The following is a 12,897-nucleotide window of genomic DNA, read 5'->3' on the forward strand; positions in this document are numbered from 1 at the left end:
TCACCACAACCTCCTTGCCCTCCTCTAAATCCACTGGCTCTAGAGGCTTGAGAACACCGTTCTCATAACGTACACGTATGACTTTAGTCATCTAGCTTCGCCTAACTATATATATGGCTTTAAAAGATTAAAGCGTGTTGCAGTAGAATAATTCACTCTACTGTTACAGAAGAACTGATCATCTCTCCTGATGTGCTACAGATTTATTTGAGTATCGTGCAACATTCTGGTTCAGTTCCGGCCTTCGGAGCTGGTGCGGCTTTTACATAAGACAAGATCTGTCAAGAGTGCCATAGGTTACATCTAGATCATATTACTGCTCTGGCATCTAAACACTTTAATTCTAGCCTTTAGTAAAACTCTATTAATTGTTAATATTATGTTTGTCCCCTCTACCAGTTTCAATGAGATACGCTTCCTCAAACCAGAGATCCGGTTCGAACTAGTTGTCTTGGCCGTAATAATTGATTCTTTAGCCACAAGTTCTAAGGGACTTAAATAAACATATTAATTATTAGCGATCGACATTAGTAACTATTAGATCTTTAGATGGCTAGCTCCACGCTCTTGATCTCAAGATCTCTTAGGTTAATAAGCATTACATTGATCAAAACCATAGATCAAAGACCAGGTCTTCGCTTATAAGCAAGGTAAGAAATACTGAGCAAGATCAAGAAGCATACTCGGATCGATGATCTGCTGCAGAATTGTAAGGTTTAGCTCTTTGACTTGCTTGCTAGGCTTTATCATAGAGCTAAAGAGTTGGACTATGTGACATTTAACTATTTTTCTCTCCATTGCGCTTTATATGCGGCTATGAATGTAAAGATCGCTAGGTATATAAATGGTATGATCCAGTTCATTAGAGTTATGTGTACCGAGCTAACACCTGTAATACTCCTAAGCATTAGTGCTACGTGAGTAACTGGTGAGATATAGGTTACCGGCCATATATATTCAGGGAGTATTTCTATCGGATAGTACACTGGCATAACATAGACTAGTAGCGAATATATTATGTCAGTAATACTCATTAGCCTGATCGGCTCCCTTATTCTAAGTGATATAGTAAATCCCATGGTGATCCCAGTAACCCATAGTATTAAGAGCATAGCAATGGTTATAGCTATAGCACTTAAACTAGGTTTAACAATGACTAGGTAGAATATGAATAGTGGAATTACGAGCAATAATGTAACAAAGCTCATGCCTGTAGCTGCTCCGAAAGCATATACTAATGGATTAACAGGGGATGATACAAGCATGTATTTAAAGCGGGAGAGGGTAAGACCATTAATATCTACGGAAAGTTGGGACATACCGCTACCAAATACTAGTGCTGTTAGTGTGCCGATGATGATGTGTGGTAGAAATTCAGCTCCACCTATAAATAGAAGGAGAGCTATGAGTGTCACAACACATACAGCTGTTCCTATGAGGGGTGTTAAGCCTCTAATAATATAGCCCATGAAGTAAAAATACATCATCCCCCTAAACTGTTTAAAATACTCTATAATGCTTTTCATTCTGAAGCACCTAAGTTGATAACTATATCCTCTAGCCCTAAAGGCGCTATCTCAACCTTTAAACCCAGATTAACAAGCTTGCTCGAAAGATCCCTTATATCAGCGGTATATATGAAGATTGTATCGCCCACCGTAATTATTTTTGTATTTGCGTCCCCACCTATTAAGATATTATTGATTCTACCAATATCAACATCCTTTATAACTATTTTACCACTCACACCTCTGAAAAAGCTTGCTAAAAGCTCGCTAGGAGAGCCCTCTACAATTATTCTACCTCTATTCATGACTAATACATGATCGGATATCGTTGATACTTCCTCTAAATAGTGACTCGCAACTATAACCGTTTTCCCTTCCTTAGCTATTCTCCTCATAATATTCCATGTAACAATCCTAGCCCTCACATCAACCCCTGTATAGGGTTCATCTAGAAAATATACCTCAGCATCTTCAACAGCAAATACCATTGAAAGAAACACCCGCTTTACAGTCCCACCAGAGAGCTTCATAACAGGAATGCTAGCTACATCTTTTAACCCCATTTCATCCAATATCCTTGCTGTAAGGGTATGGGCATCACCTATAGAATATCCTCTCATAAGAAGGTAGGAGAATATATAGTCTCTCGGAGTAAGGGTATAGAAGAACGCTCTAATATCCTGTGGTAGAAATGCAATTTTCCTTTTTAGCCTGTTAAACTCTTTAACCACATTAAATCCTAGAACATAAGCCTCACCACTGGTAGGTAAAAGCTGACCAGCAAGTATCCTCATAAGGGTGGTTTTACCGGCACCATTAGAACCTATAATAGTCAGCACCGAGCCTTTCTTATCATAACTAAATGAAACGTTATCTAGAGCTTTTACCTTATTATCATAAACCTTGGTTAAATTAATTACTCTTATAACCATTACCCTCCACCACCAAATGTTATTTTATAAGGGCTAAAGCATGTTATAGTAGAGAAACCTATTGTTGTAGATGAACTGGTTGTTTCTCCTAAAAATGATCTGAACCCCTCTCTGCCCAAGAGAGCAGGGCTTTCAGCTGTAAGTGAAGAATTTAACCTTTAGGTTGTGTGGGTTTTTGAGGGCTATGAGCTTCTTACATTTACAATTGCTAGAGTTTTCTTCTGCAGTATTCAGTTATTAATGGGTCTGCTATGTGGTAGCTCTGGTTTCTCTTCTCTATTATGCTGAGCTCTGCTAGGGTTTTAAGGCTTCTTGCGATCTGTGTGTTCTCTACCGGTCTTCCTAGCCATGCTTCGACCGCTCTCCTTATTCCTGACCACGTGTTTATGCCTAGAGCTATTGCTTTTAATATATATACATGGTATTTCGATCTCTTGAGGATCTCCCCTAGCTCCTTCTCTATTAGCTTTAATGCTTTCTCAGCTATCTCTTCAACTATTTCGCTATTAGACCCTCTATATCTCGACTCTATAATTGAGGATCCGAAGTACGTTAGCCAGCCAGCTATCCCATCAACCCTCTCATATATCCTCTGAATAATATCCTCGCCAACCCTTACACCTGCCTCGTTAAAGCCTCTTCTAAGGAATTCTAGGGATTTCTCCATATCAAATCTCTCGAGCTTTATCGTCTTAACGAATCTTCCATAGAGGGGGGTTTGTGGATCGTCTAGCCTAAGCATACCTAGCAATAAGCCGACCTCAGACCCTGTTAATATGAACCTTAGGTTAGGCAGGTTATCATATGCATATGCCAAAATCTCCCTAAAATCAATCCTACCCTTACCACCACTCATATATCTCAATATCTGGGCCTCATCGAAAGCCAATACGATGAATCCCCTCGGGGATGCCCTTTCCGCAACACGATTTAACTCGCTAAATATCCTTCCAAGGGTTAGAGATTTCTCACTCCAATTCAAATCCACCTTAAGGCACGCTCCAAAAGCACGAACCTCTATCCCCTTAATACTCCTCAAATAATCGGCTATCCCCCTCCACTTTGATGCAACATCTGTAAATGATTCAGAGAATAGTCTATAGAGGGATGCCCTACTATAGCCCTCTCCCTCCAAGGCCCTAAGATCTAGATATATATATGGAACTCCAAGCTCGTTAAGGGCAACTCTCAGAACAGATGTCTTACCAATTCTTCTAATACCAAGTAGGAGAGTTAGGGGATATCTAGAAACAGCTTCCTTAAGCTCCTCAATCTCCCTCTCTCTATCAAATAGATCCTCCCTACGGATCTTTGGCCTTGGATCGAATAACACAGGTAACACCCCCGATACTAAGTAACACCCCCGATACTTAAAAACGCTAAAATCAACAATTTTCTAGACATATTAGAACAAGGAGGCATATGAATAACTATAGCTGAGTCTCTAATCTTTTATTAGGTAAATTTCCTCCCCCAACCTTTATAACTGAAAAACCTCGTTTTTTAGAGCAGGGAAGAGTTTAGCAAGCTTTAGACAAAGGTTTTATGGTTTCTCTAGTTTCTTTGGGAGTCTCACGCCTCTCTGCCCCTGGTATTCTCCTCTATATGGTTTTTCGATTGGTGTTGATACCTTTGAGAGTATTAGGTGTAGGAATCTCGTGCCAGGCCTCAGCTTCACTGGGAATGGTGGTGCCTGAACCTCTATGGTTAGCTCTCCCTCGAACCCCCCATCAACTATTGTTGGTGGGATCATAAGTCCTAGCCTTGCAAGCGTTGATCTGAGCTCTACGAAGCCAACGAGCTCCGGTGGAAGCCTTATATATTCCATGGTGTGTAATAGATACCTTCCCCAGGGCTTCAGGATAAGCTCATCACCATCGCCACATCTATAGAACCTACTGAGATCCCTGCTATCGAGCTCATAGGGGTTTAGAACCTCTGATACCTCCAACAACTCACAGAAACCCCTGCCAAGCCTCAGATCCAAGCCATTCTCCCTAACAATAGAGGGGTCGAAGGGCTCTATATAGAGCCTACCGCTAGCTATATAGTTACGCAGATCGAAATCTGAGAGAATCACTAGAACCACCGTATAGAGTATTGCCATACATACCTCTTAAAGGGTGGGGGCTTTCGGGGATAATTGTTTCTATATCCCAGCTATAGCGTTATATTCGTTTCTTATCACATTTCTATGTTGGGGCCGTTGTTTGAAGGCCGTGCTATTACATGGTGCTAGGAGATTAGAGGTTAGGGATGTAGAGACCCCGCAACCCCCGAGTGGTTGGGCTCTTGTGAGGAGCGAGCTTGTTGGGATATGCGGTACTGATAAGGCCTTCTACCTGGGTACATATAGGTTGTTCAAAACACCTCTAATCCCTGGGCACGAGGTTGTTGGAAGGGTTGTCGAGGGCCCTGAGGATCTCGTTAATGTGAGGGTTTCATCTGAGATAAACTTTCCCTGTTGGAGGTGTAGCTACTGTAGATCTGGTCTCTATACCCACTGCCCTAATAAGAAGACACTTGGAATCGATTTCGACGGGGGTATGGCTGAGTATTTCATAGCACCTATAGATGCTCTCCACATCTTCAGAGGACCTCCTGAGAAGGGTATATTTATAGAGCCTCTAGCAGCAATTCTGAGGGCTCTAAGTCTTAAACCGATCAAGCCGGGCTATAGGGTAGCTGTGGTGGGGACTGGCAGTATTGCATGGCTAGCCGTTCAGATCTTTAAGAGGCTATATGGGGTGTATGTTGATGTCATCGCTAGGGAGAATAGCTCTAAGGCTGAGGAGTTTAAGGGTATAGCAGATGGTATAGTATATAGAGGTGAGGTTGGAGAGAATCAATATGACTATGTATTCGAAGCCTCAGGAGATCCTGGTGCTATTAACCTAGCTATAAGGATAGCCAAGCCCCTGGGGATAATACATGTTAAATCCACCCCTGGTTCTAGTGCGGAGATATCTATGACACCGGCTGTTGTGAAGGAGCTACAGATCATAGGATCTAGATGCGGTACGTTTCGAGAGTTTAGAGAGGCTATAAGGATCCTTGAGTCAGATGTGATCGAGGTTAGAGTTGATAAGATATACGATATAGAAGATGCTGTTGAAGCCTTCGAAACATCTCTAGAGCCAGGGATCTTCAAGGTTGCTATAAAGCCGACATAGATCCCCTTGCAACATATATTCTTAAGCTATAAATGCTAAGAATATCGGTAGAGCCTAGTTTGAGCGCTACACAATCTGAGGGCGATTTCGAGGCTTTTGCAAAGACATATATATCCCTTGTCGAGAGAAATATATATAGTGTTTTATCAGGCGACCCAGAGATCCTCTACAAAGCATCATCCCACCTAATAAAAGCCGGGGGGAAGAGGCTGAGGCCCCTCGTACTTGGTTTAGTGGGGGTGGCATATGGTGTTAAGCCAGAGGTCTCCGCCATTGCAGGTGCCTCTATAGAGATTCTCCATAACTTCACACTTGTTCACGACGATATAATGGATCGGGATGAGTTTAGAAGGGGGGTTCCCACAACACATAGGGTTTATGGTGAGAATATGGCTATACTTGCTGGAGATCTGTTGTTTGCCAAGTCATACGAGGCGATGACCAGGCTATACGACCTCGGTGTAGAGTCTGAGAAGGTTTTAAAGGCTATCAAAACGCTTACATGGGCATCTATAACGGTTGCTGAGGGCCAGGCGATGGATCTAGAGCTTGCTAGTGCTAGCTATGTCTCTGAGGATAAATATATTGAGATGATCTATAAGAAGACATCAGCCCTTTTCATGGCATCAGCATATATAGGCGGGATCCTTGGTGGAGCACTGGAAGAAGATCTTGAGAGGCTCTGGAACTGCTTCAAAAGCGCTGGGATAGCCTTCCAGATAAGAGATGATCTCATAGGCCTTCTAGGAGATCCAAGTGTTACTGGGAAGCCCGTGCTAAGCGATCTTAGGGAGGGTAAGAAGACCATCATGGTTATATATGCACTCTCAAAGCTAGGTAGGGACGAGAGGGAGTATCTCTTAGGGGTTCTAGGTAATAGAAACGCCTCTAGAGAGGATCTTGAGAGGGCCAGAGATCTCATAGTCGGCGTAGGTGGTGTTAAATATGCTGAGGAGCTTATAAGGAGATATGTTGATGATGCTCTCAGAAACCTCGAGATGCTTAGAGGAGCTGAGAGGAGACCTATATCATGGATCAGGGATCTCATATTAAGGCTAGCATGGAGAGAGCGTTGATGAAGGGGTATCCATATATAGCTATAGATCCCAGATGCCTCGAGGGGAATCCCGAGGCTAGGTATTTTGCTAGAAATACATATTGCATCCAGGAGAGGGATGGAGAGCTAATAGCTAGTAGGGGGTGTCCTAACAGCTGTTCTAAATGCCTTATCGAGGTTCCATATGAGATCGCTGGGGGGCTTATCTTAGATCTTGTTGGGAGTAGGATCATATGTGACTTCCTACTCATGTGGGAGGGGTCTGGCGAGGGGCTATATGTTAAAGGCGATACAAAGGCATATATTTTAGAGGCCACCGGCCATAGGATCCACGCAATTGTATCTGAGGGTGAGGTTGTTAGGAGCGGCTCTAAAATCGCCTATATATCTACTGGGAAGGGTGAGGTGAGGACTGTTAGGGCTGATGTAGATGGTGTTATAGCATATATATACCAGGATCTGGCTTCAAAGCCTGAAAAGCTTCTATTCATAGTTGTTGGTGGAGAGGATGCCAGGAGAGTCAGGATCTTTTGAGGTTAGCGAGGATCTGAGGAGGCTGATACTTAAGCACGCTGTAGCTAATGCTATGAAGCATGGTGGCAAAGCATCTCCAGGCCCTGTTATGAATAAGGTTCTCGGTGAGAGGCCAGAGCTAAGATCATATGCTAGGGAGCTCGCTAAGGTGGTTAAGGAGGTTGTTGACTATGTTAATAGCCTCTCCCAGCAGGATCTAGATAGAATTGCTGGGGAGCTCGCACCCTCTGAGGAAGGTAGAAAGAGAGAGGAGATCAAGGGGCTCCCACCCCTTCCAGACGCTGATAAGGGTGTTGTGACTAGGTTTGCCCCAAACCCCGATTTTGTGCTACATCTAGGCAATGCTAGGCCTGCTCTTCTCAGCTATATATATGCTAAGGAGATGTATAATGGTAAAATGATTCTCAGGTTGGAGGATACAGATCCAAGGATAAAGACCCCTATGCCCGAGGCTTACTGGGCTATTAAGGAGGATCTCAGGTGGCTGGGGATAAAATGGGATGAGGAGTATATACAGAGTCTAAGGATGGAGCTATACTACCAAGTTGCTAGGGAGCTGATCAAGAGGGGTGGGGCGTATGTCGATCTATGCGGTAGGGAGGAGATCTCGAGGAATAGGGCTCTTAGAAGAGCATGTCCACATAGATCACAGCCTGTTGAGTATAATCTAGAGCTATTTGATAAGATGCTCTCAGGCTTCTTCGGAGAGGGTGAAGCTTCTCTAAGGGTTAAAACGGATCTAGATCATCCTGATCCCAGTGTGATTGATTGGATAGCCATGAGGATCATAGATACCTCTAGATATCCACACCCCCTTGTTGGTGATAGATATATAGTCTGGCCTACATATAATTTCGCAGCAGGTGTTGACGATCATCTCATGGGGATTACCCATATTATAAGGGGTAGGGAGCATATGCAGAACACAGTTAAACAGAGCTATCTATATATGCATATGGGCTGGGTATATCCCCATGTGATCAATGTTGGCAGGTTAAAGCTAGAAGGCTTTATACTGAGTAAATCAAAGATAAGGGCTATGGTTGAGAAACGCCCAGGGAGATTCAATGGGTTCTCAGATCCTAGGTTCGGAACTCTGGCAGGCCTCAGATCTAGGGGGATCCTCAGTGAGACAATTAGAGAGACCATATACTCCTTAGGGGTTAAGGTTAGTGATGCAACAATCTCGTGGGATAACCTGGCTTCTCTTAATAGAAAGAAGCTAGATCCAACAACTAGGAGGCTAATGTTTGTAGCAGATCCCATAAAGCTATATATAGAGGGCCTCCCAAAGGAGTCCTTAGAGGTGGAGATGCCGTTCCACCCAGATAACAAAGATCTGGGATCCAGGGTGTTGAGGATCGGTGTTGATAAGAGAGGAGCTTATGTATATATATCCAAGGCAGATCTTAGGGCTATACCAGATCCTAAGGCTTTCAGGCTCATGGAGCTTGCAAATGTCGAACTCATAAAAGCTGATGAGGAAAGCGGGGTTGCACATGCTAAATACATATCCTCCGGGCTTGATGATGCTAGGAAAATGGGGCTACCGATAATACAGTGGGTCTCCCAAGATCATATCAAGGCGCTATTAAAAGATCCCGTTGGGCTTAGGTATAGACTTTACAAGGGGTTGGTTGAGAAAAGCATAGCTTCTCTAGAGGATAGTGTTTATCAGCTAATGAGGGTTGGGTTTGTAAAGGTTGTTGAGAGAACGAGTGATAGGGTTACTATGCTAAAGATCCATAATTAGTCTATGGTAAGAAAATCCAATATATCTATATCGCCAGTATATATCGCTTATAACATGATCCACATTGATATACCTCAGAAATAAATATATTTACCCCAGGTATAATTAATGTGAGGTTAGATATGAATGGTTAAACTCGAGATAACATCTCCAGCCTTTAGAGAGATCTATAGGGTTGGTAGCGATGGCATACCGATCTTCAAGAACTATATAGCTGGCGAATGGGTCGAGGGAAGGGCTTTCTACGATGTGAGATCCCCTATAGATCAATCTGTCATTGCGAGGATCTCAATCCCCGATCTAAGCGATGTTGAGAGAGCTCTCGAGATAGTATATAGATATGGTAGGTGGGATATAAGAAACCTACCTGGCTATAAGAGGCTTGATATACTCCACCGCACAGCAGATCTTCTTGAGAGTAATATGGATGACCTGGTTAACTCTCTAGTGCTAAACGCTGGGAAGACCTTTGGAGCTGCTAAGGGGGAGGTTAAAGCTTCTATTGATAGGCTTAGAAGATCTGATCTAGATCTGAGGAAGATCCAGGGAGACTATATACCAGGAGACTGGAGCGATGAAACAACAGAGACGGAGGCTATAGTTAGGAGAGAGCCTGTCGGCATCGTGCTAGCTATAACCCCATTTAACTATCCCCTTTTCGACACCGTTAATAAGCTCTCATACTCGGTGATAGCTGGTAATGCCTTTATAGTTAAACCATCATCTCTAGATCCTATCCCCGTCGCTATGTTCATAAGATTATTAGAGCTTGCAGGCTTTCCCAGGAGAGCTCTAGCTCTTCTAATGCTTAAGGGCAGCGATATGGAGAAGATCCTTTCAGATCCCAGGATAGGTGCTATAAGCCTCACAGGAAGCACCGAGACCGGGTTAAAGGTTCTTAAGTCCGCTGGTATTAAGCAGTTTATCATGGAGTTAGGAGGAGGCGATACAGCAGTTGTTCTAAGCGATGCCGATCTAGAGTGGAGTGCCCAGAGGATTGCAAGGGGTATATATAGCTATAGTGGACAGAGATGTGATGCTATAAAGCTGATCCTCGCTGAAGAGCCTATATACGAGAGAATCAAATCCCTCCTGGTTGAGGAGCTAAAGAAGGTGAAGGTAGGCGATCCCAGAGACCCATCGGTTGATATGGGACCCCTTATAGAGGCTAGAGCGGTTGATGAGATGGTCAGAGCTATAGAGGATGCTGTTTCAAAGGGTGGCAGGATATTAGTAGGGGGTAGAAGGCTTGGCGATACATATATAGAGCCAACATTGATCGAAGTTCCAAAGGATAGGCTTAACGAGATCGAGGCTTATAGAAGGGAGATCTTCGCGCCAATAGCTTTGATAACAAGTGTTAAAGGTGTTGAAGAGGCTGCCGAGATAAGCAATAGAAGACCCTACGGGCTTGACGCAGCTATATTTGGCAAGGATATAAACAAGATCAGGTATCTCATAAGACATCTAGAGGTAGGCGCGATATATATAAATGACTATCCGAGACATGGTATAGGCTACTACCCATTCGGAGGTAGGAAGAACTCTGGGATCGGTAGGGAGGGGATAGGCTATGCGATCGAATATACAACTGCATATAAAACTATAGTTTATAACTATAAAGGTAAGGGTATATGGGAATACCTCTAGACATTCTACATCTAACCCTTATCACTAAAACATTAATGAGCCATTGCTAGGTTTTTATACATTTTACTACCCATATATCTATCCTTACTATCATGTATATTTATTTACATATATTATTAACCCTTTCGAGTAATATCTGCTACCGTATATGAAGTAATAATAAGCTTTTTAAGAACTCACACAAGGATTTTATTGGGTGATGTGATGCCCCTACTATTCACAGACCCGCTTGATTTGTGGCTAATGATACTGGGTGCAACGCTATTAGTAGCTGCGTATGGCGTCTATGTTAATGTTGTGAGGGTGAAGAGTATTGGCGAGATTTCTAAGAGCCTCGGTGGTGGTAAGCAGGAGGCTGGTGAGATGCTTAGGCAGGCCCTTCCAGCAGATGTTGCTTTAATTAACAAGGGGATTGGGCTTTACTTCATATCTGTTGGGATATACGCGCTCGCATCCGGTCTATGGGGTACTTTTGTATGGCCGCTGCCTGGGAGCTATAACATAGTTCTTATAGATCCATGGGCTTTATTCGGCGTAGCCCTTCTAATCATAGGCATTGCGCTCTGGAGTGGTTTGAGCCCAAGGTATATAGCTATACCTCTAGCCCCTCTAGGGATACCTGTGATAGTCTATAGCCTTGTGATCTGGAGTATGAGGCTCACCAGAACCCCGGAGCTCTCAGGACTAATGTACTTCCTAATAGGCCTCTCAGCACTATTATCGCCTCTAGTGCTGAGGGAGAGCAGCTATAGAAAGGCTCTTGGATGGCTGGCGATAGTATTCCTAGTTATCGCTGCGGCGATAGCTATATTCATAGGTGCCAACGCATCCTTCGGACATGTGGCTGGATGGAGTAAGTGGACACCCTGGTACGGGGCTGTCAACGTAACTGGATAGCTAGATTATATGGATATCTAAACACGAACTCCTTTTTTATCTCTTCTATAACCGATATATCCCCTGATATTGATTATTATCTTAGCTGGTGTCCTGGTTGAGCTGGTCTGTTCTCGAGCTCCTTAGAAGGGATCCTGAGGCTCTTAAGGAGCATGTTAGGAAGAGGCTTATGGATGTAAGTATTGTTGACAAGGCTAGAGAGATCGATACCACTTGGAGGAAGTTCCAGGTAGAGATTAACGAGGTTAGGCATAGACATAACGTTATAAGTGAGAGGATCGCTAAGGCACCGCCGGAGGAGAGGAAGGCCCTTGTCGAGGAGGCTAAGAGGCTCTTGGAACAGCTCCAGGAGATGGAGAGGAAGATGAAGGAGCTCGACGAGCTCTGGGAGAAAACGATACTCTCTCTACCAAATATAGTTCATGAGAGCGTGCCCATTGGGGATGAGAGTGCTTCGAAGCCTATAAGGGCTTGGGGTGTTGCTAAGGTCTATAGAGAGCATCTAGATCAATTCCTGAGCGAGACATCTGGAAAGGGTGTTGAGATGAGCTATCAGGTGATTGACTGGAGGCCTGTTGGGCATGCTGATATGCTTGAACACGTGCTTGGGCTGGGGAATACTGAGAAGGCTTCTGAGGTTGCTGGCTCTAGATTCTACTATCTCTTCGACGATATAGTGTGGCTCGACATGGCTCTACTCTGGTATGCTATTGACGTGCTGACCCAGAGGGGCTATACACTTGTTATACCCCCATATATGCTTAGGGGGGCTGTTATAATGGGTGTGATCGATTATGAGGGGCTTAAAGACGCTATATATAAGATCGAGGGTGAGGATCTATATCTCATTGGTACCGCGGAGCACTCGCTAGCAGCCCTCCACATGGGGGAGGAGATCGATGAGGATAGGCTCCCACTCAAATATGTTGGGATAAGCCCCTGCTTTAGAAAGGAGGCTGGAGCTGGTAATAGGGATCTCAAAGGGATCTTCAGGGTTCACCAATTCCACAAGGTTGAGCAGTTCGTCTTCTCCCTCCCAGAGCAGAGCTGGGAGATCCATGAGGAGCTGATCAAAAACGCGGAAGATCTCTTCCAAGGGCTCGGCCTCCCATATAGGGTTGTTAACATAGCCTCAGGAGATCTGGGTGCTCCAGCAGCTAAGAAATACGATCTCGAGGTGTGGATGCCGGCCCAGGGGAGGTTTAGGGAGATGGTGAGCGCTAGCAATGACTTGGATTGGCAGAGCTATAGGCTCAAGATAAGGTTTATCAGAAAGAAGGGGAGGGTGAAGGGCTATGTACATACGCTCAACTCCACAGCAATAGCTAGCACGAGAACCATAACAGCGATTCTCGAGAATAACCAGGATCCCGAGGGCATCGTCGAGATCCCC

General features: G+C 44.1%; 11 protein-coding genes. 7 read left to right on the forward strand and 4 right to left on the reverse strand.

Annotated features, from left to right (window positions below; all coding sequences use genetic code 11):
- Positions 1–782: 782 nt before the first annotated feature.
- The 4 genes from QXE01_08485 to dcd form a co-directional block, all read right to left on the reverse strand.
- Complete coding sequence (locus QXE01_08485; protein MEM4971273.1) at positions 783–1,526, reverse strand: ABC transporter permease; 744 nt, start codon at positions 1,524–1,526, stop codon at positions 783–785.
- Positions 1,523–2,440, reverse strand: coding sequence for an ABC transporter ATP-binding protein (locus QXE01_08490; GenBank protein ID MEM4971274.1), 918 nt, complete (start codon positions 2,438–2,440; stop codon positions 1,523–1,525). The genes QXE01_08485 and QXE01_08490 overlap by 4 nt, the downstream gene beginning before the upstream one ends.
- Positions 2,441–2,648: 208 nt before the next feature.
- A complete protein-coding gene (locus QXE01_08495; GenBank protein MEM4971275.1) occupies positions 2,649–3,773 on the reverse strand; it encodes an ATP-binding protein in 1,125 nt (374 codons plus the stop codon).
- Between the two features lie 210 nt (positions 3,774–3,983).
- On the reverse strand, positions 3,984–4,520 hold the full coding sequence (dcd, locus tag QXE01_08500) for a dCTP deaminase (GenBank protein MEM4971276.1): 537 nt from the start codon (positions 4,518–4,520) through the stop codon (positions 3,984–3,986).
- 139 nt (positions 4,521–4,659) lie between these two features.
- Between dcd and QXE01_08505 the strand changes: the two genes are divergently transcribed.
- The 7 genes from QXE01_08505 to serS form a co-directional block, all read left to right on the forward strand.
- Complete coding sequence (locus tag QXE01_08505) at positions 4,660–5,613, forward strand: alcohol dehydrogenase catalytic domain-containing protein (GenBank protein MEM4971277.1); 954 nt, start codon at positions 4,660–4,662, stop codon at positions 5,611–5,613.
- Positions 5,614–5,672: 59 nt separating this feature from the next.
- A complete protein-coding gene (locus tag QXE01_08510) occupies positions 5,673–6,689 on the forward strand; it encodes a polyprenyl synthetase family protein (protein ID MEM4971278.1) in 1,017 nt (338 codons plus the stop codon).
- Entirely contained in the window at positions 6,674–7,204 is a 531-nt protein-coding gene (locus tag QXE01_08515; GenBank protein MEM4971279.1) for a DUF2118 domain-containing protein, read from the forward strand. The genes QXE01_08510 and QXE01_08515 overlap by 16 nt, the downstream gene beginning before the upstream one ends.
- Complete coding sequence (locus QXE01_08520) at positions 7,179–8,957, forward strand: glutamate--tRNA ligase (protein MEM4971280.1); 1,779 nt, start codon at positions 7,179–7,181, stop codon at positions 8,955–8,957. Before QXE01_08515 ends, QXE01_08520 begins: the two co-directional genes overlap by 26 nt.
- A gap of 126 nt (positions 8,958–9,083) precedes the next feature.
- Positions 9,084–10,607, forward strand: a complete 1,524-nt coding sequence (gene gapN / locus QXE01_08525; GenBank protein ID MEM4971281.1) for an NADP-dependent glyceraldehyde-3-phosphate dehydrogenase — start codon at positions 9,084–9,086, stop codon at positions 10,605–10,607.
- Positions 10,608–10,811: 204 nt separating this feature from the next.
- Entirely contained in the window at positions 10,812–11,504 is a 693-nt protein-coding gene (locus QXE01_08530; protein ID MEM4971282.1) for a DUF981 family protein, read from the forward strand.
- A gap of 97 nt (positions 11,505–11,601) precedes the next feature.
- A partial coding sequence (serS, locus tag QXE01_08535; protein MEM4971283.1) for a serine--tRNA ligase occupies positions 11,602–12,897 on the forward strand: 1,296 nt, incomplete at its 3' end.

The organism is Sulfolobales archaeon (assembly GCA_038897115.1).
In the GTDB taxonomy this organism is placed as follows: Archaea; Thermoproteota; Thermoprotei_A; order Sulfolobales; family AG1; genus AG1.